The organism is Actinoplanes sp. NPDC049118, from assembly GCF_040648555.1.
Lineage (GTDB): Bacteria > Actinomycetota > Actinomycetes > Mycobacteriales > Micromonosporaceae > Actinoplanes.
Map to the genome: position 1 here is coordinate 81,546 of NZ_JBEZDY010000020.1, position 18,195 is coordinate 99,740.

At 70.4% G+C, this 18,195-nt stretch carries 16 protein-coding genes; 8 read left to right on the forward strand and 8 right to left on the reverse strand.

Annotated features, from left to right (window positions below; genetic code table 11):
* Nucleotides 1–8: 8 nt before the first annotated feature.
* The 4 genes from AB0B58_RS28785 to AB0B58_RS28800 all read right to left on the reverse strand — a co-directional run bounded on the left by AB0B58_RS28785 (nucleotide 9) and on the right by AB0B58_RS28800 (nucleotide 4,432).
* On the reverse strand, nucleotides 9–311 hold the full coding sequence (locus AB0B58_RS28785) for a hypothetical protein (RefSeq protein WP_360229851.1): 303 nt from the start codon (nucleotides 309–311) through the stop codon (nucleotides 9–11).
* An 11-nt stretch (nucleotides 312–322) separates the two neighbouring features.
* On the reverse strand, nucleotides 323–1,585 hold the full coding sequence (locus AB0B58_RS28790; RefSeq protein ID WP_360229853.1) for an inorganic phosphate transporter: 1,263 nt from the start codon (nucleotides 1,583–1,585) through the stop codon (nucleotides 323–325).
* A 133-nt stretch (nucleotides 1,586–1,718) separates the two neighbouring features.
* The gene (locus AB0B58_RS28795; protein ID WP_360229855.1) at nucleotides 1,719–3,020 is read right to left on the reverse strand and encodes an aspartate aminotransferase family protein; all 1,302 of its coding nucleotides are present in this window, start codon (nucleotides 3,018–3,020) and stop codon (nucleotides 1,719–1,721) included.
* A gap of 17 nt (nucleotides 3,021–3,037) precedes the next feature.
* Nucleotides 3,038–4,432 (reverse strand): PLP-dependent aminotransferase family protein, encoded by a 1,395-nt coding sequence (locus tag AB0B58_RS28800; RefSeq protein WP_360229857.1) that lies wholly within the window; start codon nucleotides 4,430–4,432, stop codon nucleotides 3,038–3,040.
* 262 nt (nucleotides 4,433–4,694) lie between these two features.
* Between AB0B58_RS28800 and AB0B58_RS28805 the strand changes: the two genes are divergently transcribed.
* The 8 genes from AB0B58_RS28805 to AB0B58_RS28840 are packed head-to-tail and all read left to right on the forward strand — an operon-like array spanning nucleotide 4,695 to nucleotide 13,063.
* Nucleotides 4,695–5,534 carry a nitrilase-related carbon-nitrogen hydrolase gene (locus AB0B58_RS28805; RefSeq protein ID WP_360229859.1) on the forward strand — a complete coding sequence of 280 codons (840 nt, stop codon included), beginning with the start codon at nucleotides 4,695–4,697 and terminating at the stop codon, nucleotides 5,532–5,534.
* Nucleotides 5,534–6,937 (forward strand): dihydropyrimidinase, encoded by a 1,404-nt coding sequence (gene hydA, locus AB0B58_RS28810; protein WP_360229861.1) that lies wholly within the window; start codon nucleotides 5,534–5,536, stop codon nucleotides 6,935–6,937. The genes AB0B58_RS28805 and hydA overlap by 1 nt, the downstream gene beginning before the upstream one ends.
* 8 nt (nucleotides 6,938–6,945) lie before the next feature.
* Nucleotides 6,946–8,430, forward strand: a complete 1,485-nt coding sequence (locus AB0B58_RS28815) for a CoA-acylating methylmalonate-semialdehyde dehydrogenase (protein ID WP_360229863.1) — start codon at nucleotides 6,946–6,948, stop codon at nucleotides 8,428–8,430.
* A gap of 5 nt (nucleotides 8,431–8,435) precedes the next feature.
* On the forward strand, nucleotides 8,436–9,446 hold the full coding sequence (locus tag AB0B58_RS28820; RefSeq protein WP_360229865.1) for a TIGR03842 family LLM class F420-dependent oxidoreductase: 1,011 nt from the start codon (nucleotides 8,436–8,438) through the stop codon (nucleotides 9,444–9,446).
* Nucleotides 9,443–10,303 carry an ABC transporter permease subunit gene (locus tag AB0B58_RS28825; RefSeq protein ID WP_360229867.1) on the forward strand — a complete coding sequence of 287 codons (861 nt, stop codon included), beginning with the start codon at nucleotides 9,443–9,445 and terminating at the stop codon, nucleotides 10,301–10,303. Before AB0B58_RS28820 ends, AB0B58_RS28825 begins: the two co-directional genes overlap by 4 nt.
* The gene (locus tag AB0B58_RS28830; RefSeq protein WP_360229869.1) at nucleotides 10,300–11,112 is read left to right on the forward strand and encodes an ABC transporter ATP-binding protein; all 813 of its coding nucleotides are present in this window, start codon (nucleotides 10,300–10,302) and stop codon (nucleotides 11,110–11,112) included. The genes AB0B58_RS28825 and AB0B58_RS28830 overlap by 4 nt, the downstream gene beginning before the upstream one ends.
* Nucleotides 11,109–11,873, forward strand: coding sequence for an ABC transporter permease (locus tag AB0B58_RS28835; protein WP_360229871.1), 765 nt, complete (start codon nucleotides 11,109–11,111; stop codon nucleotides 11,871–11,873). The genes AB0B58_RS28830 and AB0B58_RS28835 overlap by 4 nt, the downstream gene beginning before the upstream one ends.
* Before the next feature lie 50 nt (nucleotides 11,874–11,923).
* A complete protein-coding gene (locus AB0B58_RS28840; protein WP_360229873.1) occupies nucleotides 11,924–13,063 on the forward strand; it encodes an ABC transporter substrate-binding protein in 1,140 nt (379 codons plus the stop codon).
* A gap of 56 nt (nucleotides 13,064–13,119) precedes the next feature.
* Here the strand turns inward: AB0B58_RS28840 and AB0B58_RS28845 are convergent, their stop codons facing one another.
* From AB0B58_RS28845 to AB0B58_RS28860, 4 genes are all read right to left on the reverse strand, one after another.
* Entirely contained in the window at nucleotides 13,120–13,896 is a 777-nt protein-coding gene (locus AB0B58_RS28845; protein WP_360229875.1) for a hypothetical protein, read from the reverse strand.
* A 92-nt stretch (nucleotides 13,897–13,988) separates the two neighbouring features.
* Nucleotides 13,989–14,756, reverse strand: coding sequence for a hypothetical protein (locus tag AB0B58_RS28850; protein WP_360229877.1), 768 nt, complete (start codon nucleotides 14,754–14,756; stop codon nucleotides 13,989–13,991).
* A gap of 96 nt (nucleotides 14,757–14,852) precedes the next feature.
* Nucleotides 14,853–16,931: a PQQ-dependent sugar dehydrogenase gene (locus AB0B58_RS28855; protein WP_360229879.1), complete on the reverse strand. Its 2,079-nt coding sequence runs from the start codon at nucleotides 16,929–16,931 to the stop codon at nucleotides 14,853–14,855.
* A gap of 12 nt (nucleotides 16,932–16,943) precedes the next feature.
* Entirely contained in the window at nucleotides 16,944–17,867 is a 924-nt protein-coding gene (locus AB0B58_RS28860) for a sugar phosphate isomerase/epimerase (protein WP_360229881.1), read from the reverse strand.
* Between the last annotated feature and the right edge of the window lie 328 nt (nucleotides 17,868–18,195).

Below are 18,195 nucleotides of genomic sequence, written 5' to 3' on the forward strand. Positions count from 1 at the left end.
GTGCGCCGCTACTTGTCCACGATCGCCGGATAGACGTGCTGGAAGCTCAGCGTCTTGCCGAAACCGCCGGCCACGATGAAGGCGATACCCAGCAGGACGCCCAGCACCACGATCCCGAACAGCAGGTAACCGGCCGCCGTACCGATCGGGCGGGCCGCCCGGCCGGGCGCGCCCGGCTCGGCGTCGCCGCCCGCGCCGTACGCCAGCGCCCGGACGCCGAGCGCGAACAGGATCGGCAGGCCGGCGCCGAGCAGGACGCCCGCGAGCAGGACCTTCCAGGCGCCTTCGAGGGCGAATCCCAGGTTGTGCATGCCGGTTCCTCTCAGCTCGCCGCGCGGGCGGGCACGGACTCGACGGCGACCGGCGCCGGTTCGCCGGCCGGCGCCGGCTCGGCGGCCGGGGCGCCGTCCCAGTCGTCGTTGACGTTGTGGTGGTCCACCCGGACCCGGCGCGACCGCAGGTACATCGACGCCGCCAGGACCAGCAGGATCACGAAGACGACCGTCGACCCGACCAGGCCGCCGCCGAGCAGGTTGCCGATCCACCACATCAGGGCGCCGACGATCGCGGCCGCGGGCAGCGTGATCAGCCACGCCGCGAACATGCGGCCGGCCACCCGCCAGCGCACCTGGGCGCCGGGGCGCCCGACGCCCGAGCCCAGGATCGAGCCGGTCGCGACGTGCGTGGTGGAGAGCGCGAAGCCGAGGTGGCTCGAGGCGAGGATCACGGTCGCCGACGCGGAGTCGGCGGCGAGACCCTGCCGCGGGGTGATCTCGACCAGGCCCTTTCCGAGGGAACGGATGATCCGCCAGCCGCCGAGATAGGTGCCGAGCCCGATCGCCACGGCGCAGGCGGCCTTCACCCAGAACGGGATGTTCCCGGTGTCGGTCCAGTCGCCCGCCGCGATCAGCGCGAGCGTGATGACGCCCATCGTCTTCTGCGCGTCGTTGGTGCCGTGCGCGAGCGAGATCAGCGAGGCGCCGCCGATCTGCCCCCAGCGGAAGCCGTGCCGGGTGTACCGCTGTGCGACCCCGACCGTGACCCGGTAGATCAGCCAGGTACCGGACGCGGCGACGACGCCGGCGATGACCGGCGACATGAGTGCCGGCAGGATCACCTTGCCGACGACGCCGTCGAGCTTGCTGCCGTCGCCGTTCCAGTTGACGCCGGCCCAGCCCAGGCCGGCGACGGTGGCGCCGATCAGGCCGCCGAAGAGGGCGTGCGAGGAGCTGGAGGGCAGCCCGAGCAGCCAGGTCAGCAGGTTCCAGACGATGCCGCCGACCAGGCCAGCGAGCACGATCAGCAGGAGCGCGGACCCGCCGTCGGCGAGCAGTTCGGGCCGGGGGGCGCCGCTCGAGCTCTGGATCTTCACGACGGCGTTCGTGACGGTCAGCGCGACCTCGACGGACAGGAACGCCCCGATGAGATTGAGGATGCCGGAGAGGGCGACGGCGGCCTTCGGCCTGAGTGCGCCGGTGGCGATGGAGGTCGCCATCGCGTTGGCGGTGTCGTGGAACCCGTTCGTGAAATCGAACCCGAGCGCGGTGACGACCACGAGGGCGAGAACCACGGAAGTGTCTGTCACACGCAGATAGTGGCTGGCGCGATCAAGCAGAAAAAGAGGCTACGGGTAACACATCGGAATCACCGCCGACATCACAGGTGAGGCTGGCCGAAGGTCACCGCGGGGTCACTCCGCGGTGACACCGCAAGTCCACTCAGAACGCCTCGGCGTCCGCCGCGCGGATCGCGTCGACCAGGATCGCCAGGCCCTCGCGGGCCTCGTCGTCGGTCAGCGTCAGCGGCGGGCCCATGCGCAGGACGTTGCCGTACAGGCCGCCCTTGCCGACCAGCAGGCCTCCCCGGCGGCACCCGTCGAACACGCGCATCGTCGCCGCCGGGTCCGGGTCGGTAGTGCCCGGGTGTACGAACTCGACGCCGATCATCAGGCCGCGGCCGCGTACCTCCGCGACGATCTTCGTGTCCGCCACCGCCTCGCGCAGGCCGTCGAGCAGGATCGCGCCCGTACGCTTGGCGTTGGCCTGCAGGTCGTGGTCAAGGACGTAGTCGAGGACCGCGTTGCCCGCCGCCGTCGAGACCGGGTTGCCGCCGAAGGTGGAGAAGCTCGTCGCCGGGACCGCGTTCACGAGCTCCGCGCGGCCGACGACGCCGGCCAGGGCGAAGCCGTTGCCGATGCCCTTGGCGAAGGTGATCAGGTCCGGCTGCACGTCGTGTGCCTGGTAGCCCCAGAAGTGGTCGCCGGTGCGGCCCCAGCCGGTCTGCACCTCGTCGGCGATGAGCAGGATGCCGTGGTTGTCGAGCTCCTTCTTCAGCGCGCCGAGCAGGCCGTCGGGCGCGTGCACGAAGCCGCCGACGCCCTGGATCGGCTCCGCGATCAGCGCGGCCACGTCGCCCGAGGTCGTGGTGGCGAGGACCTCGCGCAGATCCTCGACCGCCGCCTCGATGTGGTCGGCGTCGGACAGGCCCTTCATCCGGCCGCGGAGCCGGTCGCCCGAGTTGAGCCAGGACACCGTCACCGGGCTGAGCGCGCTCGCCGACCAGCTGCGGTGCCCGGTGATCGCCATCGCCGCGAACGAGCGGCCGTGGTAGCTGTTGCGAATCGCCAGGATCTGGTTGGAGCGGCGGTGGTTGGTGGTGAACAGCAGCGCCGCCTCGTTCGCCTCGGTGCCCGAGTTGGTGAAGAAGACCCGCGGGTCCGGGATGCCGGAGACCCGGGCGATCTTCTCGGCGAGTTCGACCTGCCGGCGGATCAGGTAGAGCGTGGAGCTGTGCACGATGCCGGTGGCGATCTGCCGCTCGACCGCCTCGCGCACCTCGGCGATGTCGTAGCCGAGCATGTTGGTCAGCACGCCGCCGAAGAAGTCCAGGTAGGTGCGCCCGTTCGCGTCGGTCACGCGCCGGCCGGAGCCGCTCACCAGCTCGATCGCGTCGTCGCCGTAGTAGGTCGTCACCCAGGAGGGCAGCACGGCCTGGTGCCGGGCGAGCAGGTCATCGGTCACGGAGTCCTCCAAGTGAGCTAGCGCCAGCCCAGCGGGTGCGGGCGGGAACGGTGGCCGCTGCCGCGCGAGGTCGCGCCGGCGGCGGAGGCGAGAATCTCGGCCAGGGAGTCGAAGTCGTCGCGGATCAGGCCGACGGTCACCCGTACGTGCTCGGTGCCGCGCGGGGTGACCTCGAAGGGCGCGCCGGGCGCGACGGCGATGCCGTGCGCGGCGAGCGCGAGCATCGCCATCTGCTGGTCCTCGACGGTCAGCCAGAGGTTGATGCCGTCCGCGGCGACGGCGGTGGCGCCGCGGGCGGCAAGCGCGGACAGCATCGCGGCGCGGCGCCGGGCGTAGACGTCGCGGGCCGCGGCGACCTGGGCGATCGCGGGGGCGGACGTGAGCAGGTCGAGCAGGACGGCCTGCAGCAGCCGGCTGGACCAGCCCGGTCCCAGCAGCCGGCGGTCGGCCACCGCGGTGATCAGCGCGGCCGGGCCGCCGAGGGCGGCCAGCCGCAGGTCGGGGCCGTGGCTCTTGGAGAAGCCGGCCACGTGCACGGTCCGGTCCGGCAGCCGGGTGCCGAGGCTGACGGGGGGCGCGGTCGCGATGTCGCCGGCGTGGTCGTCCTCGACGATCGTGACCTCCGGGTACGCGGCGAGCGCGTCCGCGAGCTCGCCGACGCGCCGCGCGCTCAGGCTGGCCCCGGTCGGGTTCTGCGCCCGCGGCTGCAGGTAGACCGCCACCGGGTCGTAGTCGCGCAGCGCCTCGCCGAGCGCCTGCGGGCACATGCCCTGTTCGTCGACCGGCACGCCGACCACGGTCGCGCCGACGGCCTCCAGCAGGTCGAGCACCGGCGGGAAGGCCGGGCTCTCGACCAGGACGTGGTCGCCGAAGCGGACCAGGTGCGCGGTAACCCGGTCGATCGCGTCGAGCGCGCCGTCGACCACGGTCAGCTGCTCCACCGGGTACGGCCACCGCTGCCGCAGCACCGTCTCCAGCGGCGGCAGCACTGGCCCCTCGAGGTAACTCGTGGTGAGCCTGGCGTCGCCTACGCGCTTCAGCGCCTCGGCGAGGCTCGGTAACATATCGTAGTCGGGTACGCCGGTGGAGTAGTCCCGGACGACCCCGGGCAGCAGGCCGCCCAGCTGTGCGTACCGGAGACGCTGGCGGGGCAGGACCGGAACGGTGACGAAGGAGCCGGACCGGCCGCGGGTCTGGATCGCCCCGGCCCGGGCCAGGCTGCGCCAGGCCTCACTCACCGTGGTCGGACTGACCCCGAGCGCCCGGGCGACGTCGCGCACCGTTGGCAGCCGCGCCCCGACCGGCAGGTCACCCGCGGTGACGAGACGGCTGACGGCCGCGGCTATCCCCCGGGCGCTGCGGTCGTCGACCGCCCCCGCGACGAGCCCGAGCACGCCGTCCGAACGCCCCACCGACGCCCCTGACCGGACTGAAGGCAAATTACGTCTCCGAAACATTTGATAACAGGCGAGTGATTGTCCGCCTGAAGCTGTGTCATTAGTGTGCTACGGCATCGGCCTCTGATGTCAAGCGATGAGCTGGGGACGATGACAGACGGTGGACGGACGATCACAATCGTGGGGTGACCCACGCCACCACCGAACCGGGACGCGCGCACAGACCCCTCGCGAGCTGCGGCGAGGGCCGGGAGAGCACGACTGAGGAGGCAAACCCATGAGCAATGTCATCCGGGCCGCCCTCGTCCAGACCAACTGGACGGGCGACAAGGAATCGATGATCAAGGCCCACGAGGCTTACGCTCGCGAAGCCGCGGCCCAGGGTGCGAAGGTGATCTGCTTCCAGGAGCTGTTCTACGGCCCCTACTTCTGCCAGGTGCAGGACCCGGCGTACTACGAGTACGCGGAGTCGATCCCCGGGCCGACCACCGAGCGCTTCCAGGCGCTCGCGGCCGAGCTCGGCATGGTGATGATCCTGCCGATGTACGAGCAGGAGCAGCCCGGCGTCCTCTACAACACCGCCGCCGTGCTCGACGCGGACGGCAGCTACCTCGGCAAGTACCGCAAGAACCACATCCCGCAGGTCAAGGGCTTCTGGGAGAAGTTCTACTTCCGCCCGGGCAACCTGGGCTATCCGGTGTTCGACACCGCGGTCGGCAAGGTCGGCGTCTACATCTGCTACGACCGGCACTTCCCCGAGGGCTGGCGCGCGCTGGGCCTGGGCGGCGCGCAGATCGTCTTCAACCCGTCGGCGACCAGCCGCGGCCTGTCGTCGTACCTGTGGCAGCTCGAGCAGCCGGCCAGCGCGGTGGCGAACGAGTACTTCGTCGGCGCGATCAACCGGACCGGCATCGAGGAGCTCGGCGACAACGACTTCTACGGCCAGTCGTACTTCGTCGACCCGGAGGGCAAGTTCGTCGGCGAGGTCGCAGACACGCACAACCCGGAGCTGATCGTCCGCGACCTGGACCTGGACCTGCTGGCCACGGTCCGCGACCGGTGGGCGTTCTACCGCGACCGCCGCCCCGACAGCTACGACGGTCTGGTGGCCCCGTGATGACGAGCTACCTGATCAAGGGCGGGACGGTCGTCGGACCGACCGGCGCCGCCGCGGCGGACGTGCTGGTCGACGGCGAGACCATCGCGGCGGTCTTCGCACCGGGCCGCGGGCCGGAGGGCGTCGAGACGATCGACGCCACCGGCCGGTACGTGATCCCCGGCGCGGTCGACGCGCACACCCACATGGAGCTGCCGTTCGGCGGCACGGCCGCCAGCGACACCTTCGACACCGGCACCCGGGCGGCGGCGTTCGGCGGGGTCACCACAATCGTCGACTTCGCCGTGCAGCGCTACGGCGAGGTGGTGCAGGACGGCCTGGCCGCGTGGCACGCCAAGGCCGAGGGCAACTGCCACATCGACTACGGCTTCCACATGATCCTCGGCGGGGTGACGGACGAGGCGCTCAAGGCCATGGACCAGCTGGTCGCCGACGAGGGCGTCACCAGCTTCAAGCTCTTCATGGCGTACCCCGGGGTGTTCTACAGCGACGACGGGCAGATCCTGCGGGCGATGCAGAAGGCGCGCGACAACGGCGCCATGATCATGATGCACGCGGAGAACGGTCCGGCGATCGACGTCCTGGTCAAGCAGGCCCTGGAGCGCGGCGAGACCGACCCGTACTACCACGGCGTGACCCGGCCGCAGGAGCTGGAGGCCGAGGCGACCAGCCGGGCGATCTGGCTGGCCAGCGTGGCCTCGGACTGCCCGCTCTACATCGTGCACCTGTCCGCCAGCAAGGCGCTCGAACAGGTCGCGGCCGCCCGGGACGCCGGCCGCAACGTCTTCGCCGAGACCTGCCCGCAGTACCTGTACCTGACGCTCGAGGACCAGCTCGGCGCGCCCGGCTTCGAGGGCGCCAAGTGGGTCTGCTCGACGCCGCTGCGCAGCAAGTACGAGAGCCACCGCGCCGACCTGTGGCGGGGCCTGCGCACCAACGACCTCGCCGTCGTCTCCACCGACCACTGCCCCTTCTGCATGAAGGACCAGAAGGAGCTGGGGCTCGGCGACTTCTCCAAGATCCCGAACGGCATCGGCAGCGTCGAGCACCGCGTCGACCTGCTGTACCAGGGCGTGGTCGACGGGAAGCTGTCGCTGGCCCGCTGGGTCGAGACGATCGCGACGACCCCGGCGCGGATGTTCGGCATGTACCCGAAGAAGGGCATCATCGCGCCCGGCTCCGACGCCGACATCGTGCTCTACGACCCGAACGGCCGGACCCGGATCAGCGCGTCCACCCACCACATGAACATGGACTACTCGGCATGGGAGGGCTGGGAGATCGCCGGGAAGGTCGACACGGTCATCTCCCGCGGCGCCGTCGTCGTGCAGGGCAATGAGTACAAGGGACGAAAGGGTCACGGCCGGTACGTCCGCCGCGGACTTTCGGACTACCTGGTCTAGGGGGCCACATGCGTGAGATCAAACATTGGCTCGACGGCGCCGCCGTTTCCGGCGGCGGCGGGCGGCGGTTACCGGTCTGGGACCCGGCCACCGGCGAGCAGCAGGCGTACGTCGTGGCGGCGACCGCTGACGAGACCGCGAGGGCCGTCGCCTCCGCCGCGAGGGCCTTCCCCGAGTGGCGGGCGGCGTCGCTGTCCCGCCGCTCCGAGGTCATGTTCCGCTTCCGGGAACTGGTCGACGCGAACCGCAAGGAGATCGCGTCGCTGGTCAGCCAGGAACACGGAAAGACCGTCGCGGACGCGGGCGGCGAACTCGCCCGGGGGCTGGAGAACATCGAGTTCGCCGCGGGCGCGCCGCACCTGCTCAAGGGCGGCTACAGCGAGCAGGCCTCCTCCGGGGTCGACGTCTACTCGATCCGCCAGCCGCTCGGGGTGGTCGCCGGCATCACGCCGTTCAACTTCCCGGCCATGGTGCCGATGTGGATGTTCTGCAACGCGCTGGTCTGCGGCAACACGTTCGTGCTCAAGCCGAGCGAGAAGGACCCGTCCGTCTCGCTGATGCTTGCCGACCTGCTGCGCCAGGCCGGGCTGCCGGACGGCGCGTTCAACGTCGTGCAGGGCGACCGGGAGGCCGTCGAGACGCTGATCGCCCACCCGGACGTGCAGGCGCTGAGCTTCGTCGGCTCGACGCCGGTCGCCAAGAGCATCTACGAGCAGGGCACCCGGGCCGGCAAGCGGGTACAGGCGCTCGGCGGCGCGAAGAACCACATGGTCGTGCTCCCGGACGCGGACGTCGACTCGGCCGCGGACGCCGCGGTCAGCGCCGGCTACGGCTCGGCGGGCGAGCGCTGCATGGCGGTCTCGGTCGTGGTGGCCGTCGGCGCGGTCGGCGATCCGCTCGTCGCGGCGATCCGTGACCGGATCGGCCGGATCGCGGTCGGCCCGGCAAGCGACCCGTCCGCCGAGATGGGCCCGCTGATCAGCCGCGAGCACCGCGACAAGGTGGCGGGTTACCTGGCCGCCGCCGGCACCGCCGACGTCGTCGTCGACGGCCGGGAGGCCCCGATCAGCGACGGCCCGGGCTTCTTCCTGGGCGCGTCGCTTGTCGACAAGGTGCCGACGGACTCGCCGCTGTACACCGACGAGATCTTCGGCCCGGTGCTGTCGGTGGTCCGCACCGACACCTACGAGGAGGCGCTCGAACTGGTCAACGACAACGAGTTCGGCAACGGGACGGCGATCTTCACCCGCGACGGCGGCGCCGCCCGGCGGTTCCAGTACGACGTCAACTGCGGCATGGTCGGCGTCAACGTGCCGGTGCCGGTGCCGGTGGCGTACTACAGCTTCGGCGGCTGGAAGTCCTCGCTCTTCGGCGACCTGCACATGTACGGCCCGGAGGGCATCCAGTTCTACACCCGGAGCAAGGTCGTCACCTCCCGCTGGCCGGACCCGGCCACCTCGGAGGTCGACCTCGGCTTCCCGAAGGTGCGGTGAGCGGCATGGACATCGGAGTCGTTCTGCAGTGCGACCCGCCCGCGACCGAAGTGGTCGAGTGGGCGAAGAAGGCGGAGGACCTGGGCTACAGCCACGTGTGGACGTTCGACTCACACGTGCTGTGGCAGGAGCCGTTCGTCATCTACAGCAAGATCCTCGCCGACACCCGGCGGGTGATGGTCGGTCCGATGGTCACCAACCCGGGCACCCGGGACTGGACGGTCATCGCGTCGCAGTTCGCCACCCTCAACGAGATGTACGGCAACCGCACGATCTGCGGCATCGGGCGCGGCGACTCGGCGCTGCGGGTGCTGGGCCTGCAGCCGAACTCCCTCGCCCAGCTGCGGGAGAGCATCGGCGTCATCAAGGGCCTGGCCGGCGGCGAGGCGGTCTCGGTTCGCGGGCAGGAGCTCCAGTTCACCTGGGCCCCCGAGAGCCGGCTCGACGTGTGGGTGGCGGCGTACGGCCCGAAGGCCCTGGCGCTGGCCGGCGAGGTGGGCGACGGCTACATCCTGCAGCTGGCCGACCCGGACATCGCGGCCTGGATGATCAGGACGGTCCGGGACGCCGCCGCCCGTGCGGGGCGCGACCCGGACGCCATCAAGTTCTGCGTCGCGGCGCCGGCGTACGTCGGCGACGACATCGCCCACCAGCGCGACCAGACCCGGTGGTTCGGCGGCATGGTCGGCAACCACGTCGCCGACATCGTCGCGCGGTACGGCGCCGACGGTGCCGTACCGCAGGTGCTTACCGACTACATCAAGGGCCGGCAGGACTACGACTACGCCGAGCACGGCCGGGCCGGCAACACGCACACCGCGTTCGTGCCGGACGAGGTGGTCGACCGGTTCTGCATCCTCGGCCCGATCGAGAACCACCTGAAGCGGCTCGAGGAGCTGCGCGCCCTCGGCGTCGACCAGTTCGCGGTGTATCTGCAGCACGACGACAAGGAGGGAACGCTGCGCGCCTACGGCGAGAAGATCATTCCGGCGATGTCGGTTGCCGGGGTCTCGTGAGACGGCTGCTGAGCGCCCTGATCGGCCTGGTCGCGCTGGCGGCCCTCTGGGAGGGCTACAAGGCGGTCGGCAACCCGGACGGGACCGTGCTGTTCGGGGTCCGGATCCTGCCCCGGGCCGACGACCTGTCGATGCCGCATGTGTGGGACATGCTCGGCCGGCTCGGCCGCCCGGAGATCACCGGCGGGCGGCCGGTCTGGCAGGTGGTGCTGAGCGCGAGCCTCTTCACGCTCGGCATCACCGCCGTCGGCTTCGTCGCGGGCACGGCGATCGGCCTGCTGCTGGCGGTCGCCATGCAGCGGTTCCGGATCGTCGAGCGCGGCCTGCTCCCCTACGTGATCCTGTCGCAGACGGTGCCGCTGGTCGCCCTCGCGCCCCTGATCGCCGGCTGGAGCGGGAACCTCTCGTTCGGACCGTATCCCTGGGAGGACTGGATGACGGTGGCGGTCATCGCCGCGTACCTGGCATTCTTCCCCGTCGCCGTCGGCATGCTGCGCGGCCTGCAGTCGCCGCCGGCGGCCGGGGTCGAGCTGATGCGCAGCTACGCCGCCGGCTGGTGGCGCACCCTGGTCAAGCTCCGCCTGCCGGCGTCGCTGCCCTATCTCTTCCCCGCGCTGCGGCTCGCCGGCGCGGCCGCCGTCGTGGGCGCGGTGGTCGGCGAGATCTCCACCGGTACGCGCGGAGGCATCGGCCGGCTCATCATCGAGTACTCCCGGGAGGCCACCTCGGATCCCGCGAAGGTGTACACCGCCATGTTCGGCGCGGCCCTGCTCGGCCTCGTCGTCGCCGCCCTGGTCAGCCTGCTGGAGCTGCCGCTCATGCGGAACCGGCACCACGTCCGGGTGGTGACGATGTGACCGCCGTGTCGCTCGCCGGAGTCACCAAGGTCTTCAACTCCGGCCGGCCCGACGAGGTCACCGCCCTGTCCGACATCGACCTGGTCATCGGCAACGGCGAGTTCGTCTCGCTGATCGGCCCGTCCGGCTGCGGCAAGAGCACCCTGCTGCGGCTGATCGCCGACCTGATCCCGGCGTCGCAGGGCACGGTCGAGGTCGCCGGCAAGCCGGCCGCGAAGGCCCGGCTCGACCAGGAGTACGGCATCGCGTTCCAGCAGGCCGGGCTCTTCGAGTGGCGGACCGTGCAGCGCAACGTGGAGCTTCCGCTGGAGCTGCGCGGCGCCTCTCGGGCGCAACGCCGGGCGCGGGCCGCCGAGATGCTGGCGCTGGTCGGGCTGGCCGACTTCGCCCGGCACTATCCGGCGCAGCTCTCCGGCGGCATGCAGCAGCGCGTCGCCATCGCCCGGGCACTCGCCGTGCACCCGCCGCTGCTGCTGATGGACGAGCCGTTCGGCGGGCTGGACGAGATGACCCGCGAGCGGCTCCAGTCGGAGCTGCTGGCGATCTGCGCGAAGACGGGCACCAGCACGGTCTTCGTCACGCACTCCATCTCGGAGGCGGTCTTCCTGTCCGACCGGGTCGTGGTGATGTCGCCGCGGCCGGGCCGGATCGCCGCCACCGTCGACATCGAACTGCCCGCGCGCGACGACGCGGCCCGGCAGTCGCCGGCCTACTTCGAGGCGATCACGACGGTCCGCCGCGTCCTGCGGGGACTCGGACCGGCCCCGGCGCCACGCGCCGCGGGGATCTCCCCGGCGGCGACGCCGTGAGGCAGGTGCTGCGCGTCGCCCCGCCCGTCGTGCTGGGCATCGTCGCCCTGGTCGCCTGGGAGCTGGTGGTCTCGCTCGGCCGGATCGCACCGTTCATCCTGCCGGCGCCGTCCGCGATCTACCAGGAGCTGGTCGCCCAGCGCGGCAACGTCTGGGACGCGGCGATGGCCAGCGGCCTCAACGCGCTCATCGGCCTGGCCTGGGGCACGGTCGCCGGGGTGCTCGCGGCGATGGCCGCGAGCCGCTTCCGGCTGATGTCCGAGGTCTCCATCCCCCTCGCGGCGGTGCTCAACGCGTTGCCGATCATTGCGCTCGCCCCGATCCTCAACAACATGTTCGAGTCCACCTCGAGCGTGCCGCGCCGCCTGGTCGCCGGGATCATCGTGTTCTTCCCGGTCTTCATCAACACGCTGCGCGGGCTGCGCGAGATCGACCCGACCCACCGGGAGCTGATGACCAGCTACGCCGCGGGCGGCTGGACGTTCACCCGGCTGGTCCGGCTGCCGGGCGCGCTGCCCTTCGTCTTCACCGGCCTGCGACAGGCGTCGTCGCTGGCCGTCATCGCCGCGGTCGTCGCCGAGTACTTCGGCGGCCTGCAGAACGGGCTCGGCTCGCGGATCACCTCCGCCGCCGCGTTCACCGCCTACTCCCGTGCCTGGGCCTTCGTGGTCGGCGCCTGCCTGCTCGGACTCGTCTTCTACCTATCGACGCTCCTGCTGGAGCGGCTCGCGATGCCCTGGAGAACCCGGCTCATCTCCTGACGCTCCCTTCCGTCCTCACCCTGTCCGCCATGTCATTCGGAGGATCCACAGTGAGAAGATTCCGCCTGCTGTCCGCCGCCGCGCTCGCCTCGGTGCTGGTCGTCTCGGGGTGCGGCACCGCCGACACCCCGTCGACCCCCGCGCCCGGCGCGAGCGGCGCGCTCACCCCGATCAAGCTGCAGCTGCAGTGGTTCTACCAGGCCCAGTTCGCCGGCTACATCGCCGCCGTCGACCGGGGCTTCTACTCCGAGCAGGGCCTCAACGTGCAACTGCTCGAGGGCGGCGTGGACATCGTGCCGCAGACCGTGCTGGCACAGGGCAAGGCCGACTACGCGGTGGCCTGGGTGCCCAAGGCGCTGGCCTCGCGCGAGCAGGGCGCGGCGATCACCGACGTAGGCCAGATCTTCGCCCGCTCCGGCACGTACCAGGTGGCCTTCAAGGACAGCGGGATCACCGGCCCGGAGGACTTCAAGGGCAAGAAGGTCGGCAACTGGGGTTTCGGCAACGAGTTCGAGCTCTTCGCGGGCATGACCAAGGCCGGGCTCAACCCGGGCCGGGACGTCACGCTGGTGCAGCAGCAGTTCGACATGCAGGCGCTGCTCAAGAAGGAGATCGACCTCGCACAGGCGATGAGCTACAACGAGTACGCCCAGCTGCTGGAGGCCACGAACCCCGCGACGGGCCAGCTGTACACGCCGGAGGACTTCACCGTCATCGACTGGAAGAAGGTCGGCACGTCGATGCTGCAGGACGCGGTGTGGGCCAACACCGGCAAGCTCAGCGACCCTGCGTACCAGGAGCAGACGGTGCGGTTCCTGCTCGGCACGATCAAGGGCTGGGCGTACTGCCGCGACAACGCGGAGGCGTGCCGCGACCTGGTGGTGAAGAAGGGCTCGAAGCTCGGCAAGAGCCACCAGCTCTGGCAGATGAACGAGGTCAACAAGCTGATCTGGCCGGTGGCCGGCGGCATCGGCCTGATCAACGAGGGTGACTGGGATCGGACGATCGACCTGTCGATGAGAACGAAGAACCAGACCGGCGACACCGTGCTGACCAAGCAGCCGGAGGGACAGGCCTACACGAACGACTACATCCAGCAGGCGTTGAGCCGGGCGAGGTCGGCGGGTGTTGAGGTCACCGGAGCGGCGTTCCAGCCGCAGACCGTGACGCTGACGAAGGGCGGCGCGTAGCCATCCGGGTGGCTCGATCAACGGGCCCGGCCGTCCCGCGACGGCCGGGCCCGTGCCTACTGTCCGCCCTGAAACCTGGCGATGGCCTCGATCGCCCCGACGGTCGTGGTCGTCGCGCCGGCGATGCTCTCCGCGCCCTGCGCCGCGAGGACCAGCCTCTGGAAAAACGTATTGATCTTTCCCAGCAGCCCCGGTTCCCTAATATCCTCGCGCCGCACGAATGCGCCGGTAAGGCAATCCAGCGCGTCTTCAAGATCGACTGATCCGGTGATGCGCGACCCGAGGAGCGCGGTTTCTATGTCCCGGAGGCGGCGGACGAGAAACGTCTTTGCCTCCGCGGAGAGCGTCGGGCTGCCGGTGACCGCATCAATCAATTCCCGGACATCATGGATCAGTGAATCCAGATGCTCGGGACCGATCGCCGGTTCCGGGCAGCATCGGTGCAGAGCCCTCGAGGCCGCTTCCAGTCCGAACAGCGCCGCGCCGTCCAACGGCACCGGAATAATGAATTTGGCGGCGAAAAGGTCGGTCGCCGCATAGGTGGCCGCCCCCTTCACCACGTCGTCGGTCAGCCGCTTGACGAGAGTCTCTACCTGGTGGAAGTGTTGCAGCAGGAAGGCCGGATCCTCCTCGTCGGGCAGGCCCTCCACCGCCGACCGGGTCGCCTGCGCCAGGCGCCCGATCTCCAGAATTCTCAGTGCTACCGCTAATGGTTCGTCGGCGTCCTCCGCCAATCCCAGCACTTCTCCGATGGTCTTGTCGCCGTTTCGACTGTGCAACAGTTCAAGGAATGCACCCAGCCGCCCAGCGGGATTATCCATCCATCTCGGCATGCCCGACACTGTAACAACAGCAATACTCTGAGTCACAAACACGCACGCCACCGCTGCGGTAGGCCATTCGGCCGATACCCGTCCTACTTACGTCAGCTGGAAATGAGGCGAGCGGCCAATGCGACCGCATTGATGTCGCCTTTACGGAGGGCGGCCGCCGCATCCGGCTCGCCCAGTGCGACCATTCGCTGCGCCGCGGTGTCGATGAGGGATTCGTTGCCGCCGAGCAGTTTGCGGGCCAGGTTCGCCTGCAGCGGGTTGAGCTCCGCGTACGCGCACCGGTCCAGCGCAACGACCGTCTGCTCGTCCAGCGCTCCCGCGAGGGCCCGCTCGGTGACGACCCGCAGCAGCCAGGAGGGCCACCACCCGTACTTGCCGAGCAGGTGCCCCGAGCGCACCGCGTCCTCGGGGTTCTGGCCGCCGTCCAGCAGGCGCAGGGTCATCGGGATGTCGAAGCGCTCCAGGCGCAGCGCCGTCACGAACAGCCGCTGCAGCTTCGCGGTGCCGACCACCGGCTCGGCCGCCGCGGCCGCCGCGGCGTACTCGCCGCGCAGGGCCAGTGCGACGATGGCCGCCTCGTCCGTGGCGATCTCCGAGCCCGTCGCGCTGTCCCTGATCCGCTCGAGGGTCCGGATCAGGCGCTTGGTGGCCTCCTCGGCCGCCTCAGCCCGTTCGGCGATGGCGGGGCGTTCCAGGTGACGGACCACGCTGTCCGCGGCGATCTGCACCTCGCGGCGCAGCAACGGGGCACCGATGTGCGGGCCGACCAGGTCGCTGATGCCCTCCACCAGGTACGCGGCGTCGAAATGGTCGGACGCTCGGAGGAACTGCGCCCACCACTGCTCCAGGTGCGTCCCCACGACCACCAGCGTGGCGCAATCCACGGCCCGGCGGGCGGCAAACGGCCGAGGTCACCGTCGTGAGTGACGACGGTGACCCCGGCCAGTTACCGAGCCTCAATCCTCGGCCGGGGTCAGGACGACCTGGTCCGAGCCGCTCTGCGGCGGGGTGCCGGAGTCGGTGTACTCCGCCACGAACACCGCGGTCAGGCCCTCGGCGCCGCTGTGGCCGCCGTCGATGAACGTGGTGATCGAGCCGGTGCAGCCGGCCGCCGTGGACAGCGGGTGGCCGTGCTGTGCGTGGCCCAGGATGAAGGTGACCGTGACCTTCGAGCAGTCGACCGGCTGGTCGTCGACCACGTTGACCTCGAAGTTCACCGTGTCACCGAACTCGAACGGCTGTCCCTCGCTCGGTGACACGAGGGTGACGACCGGCGCCAGGGTCCCGACCGGAAGAATGACCTCCGCCGAAGCCCAGCGACCCGTCGGATCCGTGACCTTGAGCGTCGGCCGATAGTTGCCGTTCTCGGTGAACGTGTACACCGCATTCGGCGATCGGGAGTCGACCACGCCGTCGCCGTTGAAGTCCCACGCGTACCGCAGGCTGTCACCGTCCGGGTCGGTCGTGCCGGCGCTGGAGAAGGTGACCGTCAGCGGCGCCGCGCCGCTGGTCGGCGTCGCCGAGACGCGCGGGATCGGGGTCCGGTTGCCGCGCACGTAGTCGATGCGGGCGAGCTGGGCGTCCGGGTTCTCGGAGAAGAAGCCGTCGCCGTACTCGAGCACGTAGAGCGAGCCGTCCGGGCCGAACTCGAGGTCCATCGGGTTGTCGAAGACGAACGACGGCAGCACGGGCTCGATCGAGGTGACCTGATTGGCCGGGCCGAGGGTGAAGCCCTTGACGTAGTCGCGGGTCCACTCGTAGAACAGCGGCTTGCCGTCGTAGTACCTCGGCCACTTCGTGGCCGATCTGTTCCGCGCGTCGAAGTCGTACGCCGGGCCGCCCATCGGCCCGATGCCGCCGGTGCCGAGCTCGGGGAACGCGGGCGTGGCGCCGTACGAGTAGATGACCTCGGCCTTCTCGACCGGCGGGAGCCTGCGCCTGCCGGTGTTGTTCGGCGAGTCGTTGACCGGCGCCGCGCAGTCGAAGGGCGCGCCCGAGGTCCGGGTCGCGAAGTCGAAGTCGACGTACGGCAGGCCGGGAGCGACGCAGTATGGCCAGCCGTAGTTGGCGGGCTTGTCGACGGCCATCCAGCGACCCTGCCCGGCAGGGCCGCGGGCCGGGTTCGGCGAGTTCGCGTCCGGCGAGTAGTCGCCGACGTAGACCACGCCGGTGTTCCTGTCCACCGCGAAGCGGAACGGGTTTCGCAGCCCCATCGCGTAGATCTCCGGGCGGGTGTACGCGGTGCCCGGCTTGAAGAGGTTGCCCTTCGGGATCGTGTAGCCGCCGTTGCCGCCGACCTTGATCCGCAGCAGCTTGCCGCGCAGGTCGTTGGTGTTGGCGGCGGTGCGCTGCGCGTCGAAGGCCGGGTTGCGGTCGGGCCGCTCGTCGATCGGCACGTAGCCGTCGGAGGCGAACGGGTTGGTGTCGTCACCCGTCGACAGGTACAGGTTGCCCCGCGCGTCAAAGTCGATCTTGCCGCCGACGTGGCAGCAGATGCCGCGGTCGGTGCCGACCTCGATGATCTTCTGCTCGGTGGCGAGCGAGAGCGTGTTGCCGTTGAGCTTGAACCGCGACAGCCGCATCACGCCCTTGAAGCGGGCGAAGTCCGCGGCGGTGCCCTGCTCCGGAGCGTTGCCCTCGTTGACCGACGGCGTCGCCGGGTCGTCGGCCGGCGTGTTCAGCGGCGGCGAGTAGTAGATGTAGACCCACCTGTTCTGCGTGAACCTCGGGTCGATCGCGACGCCCTGCACGCCCTCCTCGTCGTGCTGGTAGACGGGAATCGTGGCGGCGAGGATGTTGCGGCCGCTCCTCGGGTCGTTGATGCGTACCTCGCCCTTGCGCGAGGTGTGCAAAACGCGCTTGTCGGGCAGCACGGCAAGGGCGATCGGCTCGCCCGGGAAGTCGTTGAGGGTCACCTTCTGGAAGGCGGAGTCCGGCGGCGGCGCGGCGGCCCGCGCGGTGGCCGGCGCCGACGGCACCGTCAGCGCCGTCGCGACCAGCGCCAGAACGGCTGCGGCGGTCGGCAGTCTCTTCATTCGCCTCTCCCCTTAGAACCGGAGGGTGTCGAGGTAGCGGAAGCCGACCTCGGCCGTGGTCAGGGCGTCGGCGGGGGTGCGCGGCGGGGTGCCGGCGTCGTCGCGCTCCACGATGTACTCGACCAGGCCGGCCTCGCGGGAGTGCTCGAAGATGCGCCCGAAGTCGATCAGGCCCTGGCCCGGGTCGGCGAAGCTGCCGGAGGGAGCCAGGTCCTTGACGTGCACCTGCCGGATCCGGCCGCGGTGCCGATGTATCAGGTCCACCGGGTCGCTCGCGCCGCGGAACGCCCAGAAGAGGTCGACCTCGAGGTGCACGAGCCCGGGATCGGTCTCGCTGGTCAGGATGTCGAAGCCGGTCCGGTTGCCGCCGTCCTGGCGGGCGAACTCGTTGTGGTGGTTGTGGTACCCGAAGCTGAGCCCGGCCCGGCGGGCGAGCGCGCCCGCCTTGTTCAGGTCCTTGGCGAACGCCCGGTACACCGAGCCGTCGCGGATCGGCGCGCCGCCGGCGCCGACGCCGAAGAACGGGTGCACGATGTACTTGTTGCCGACGATGTGCGCGTTCTCGAGCGCCGCCTGCCAGGCCGAGGCGTCGAACGGCTGCGGGATCCCGACGTGCCCGGAGGTCGCCCTGAGGCCGGCCCGGTCGAGCGCGGCGCGGAACTGCGCCGCCGTGCGCCCGACGAAGCCGGCATGCTCGACCCGCTGGTAGCCGATCTCGGCCAGCTCGGCGAGGCTGCCGTCGAGGTCGATGTTGAGCTGGTCGCGCAGGGTGTAGAGCTGCACGCTGATCCTGTCGCGGGGCACCCGGGACGGCCCGCGGCCGCCCTTCGCCGCGCTGGCCGGCGAGGCGAGGACGGCGGAGGTGCCGATCACGGCGGCACCGGCCGCCGCGGCGCCCATCAGGTTTCGGCGGCTGACTGTTGACTCGTTCTGCATCGCTTGCACTGCCTCCCGGTCGGTGGTGCGGGATTGACGTGGGCGCGCGGAAGCGGCCGATCAGGCGGCGGCTTTCCAGCCGTGCGCCACGCCGGAGCACTTTTGTTGCATCGAAGTCGTTCGCTTGCTGATGTTAATGGCTTGTTTCGCCTGAGTGGCGAAAAGAATCTTCGAAATATGCAAAAGTTTGATTGGGAGCCTGCATAAGTCCCCGTCAATGCCGTGAGTCTGGCCGATGTGGACACGCCGGACATCGCCCGCTCCGGAGTGCTTCGCGCAGCTCACCTGCCGCGTCGAGGCGGCGCGCCGAGCATATGTCCGCAACGGA

What these genes read in the sequence shown, in the direction of transcription:
- AB0B58_RS28845 (WP_360229875.1), bottom strand. Translation starts at nt 13,896, where the DNA reads ATGCCGAGATGGATGGATAATCCCGCTGGGCGGCTGGGTGCATTCCTT.
- AB0B58_RS28815 (WP_360229863.1), top strand. Translation starts at nt 6,946, where the DNA reads ATGCGTGAGATCAAACATTGGCTCGACGGCGCCGCCGTTTCCGGCGGC.
- hydA (WP_360229861.1), top strand. Translation starts at nt 5,534, where the DNA reads ATGACGAGCTACCTGATCAAGGGCGGGACGGTCGTCGGACCGACCGGC.
- AB0B58_RS28785 (WP_360229851.1), bottom strand. Translation starts at nt 311, where the DNA reads ATGCACAACCTGGGATTCGCCCTCGAAGGCGCCTGGAAGGTCCTGCTC.
- AB0B58_RS28855 (WP_360229879.1), bottom strand. Translation starts at nt 16,931, where the DNA reads ATGAAGAGACTGCCGACCGCCGCAGCCGTTCTGGCGCTGGTCGCGACG.
- AB0B58_RS28820 (WP_360229865.1), top strand. Translation starts at nt 8,436, where the DNA reads ATGGACATCGGAGTCGTTCTGCAGTGCGACCCGCCCGCGACCGAAGTG.
- AB0B58_RS28860 (WP_360229881.1), bottom strand. Translation starts at nt 17,867, where the DNA reads ATGCAGAACGAGTCAACAGTCAGCCGCCGAAACCTGATGGGCGCCGCG.
- AB0B58_RS28805 (WP_360229859.1), top strand. Translation starts at nt 4,695, where the DNA reads ATGAGCAATGTCATCCGGGCCGCCCTCGTCCAGACCAACTGGACGGGC.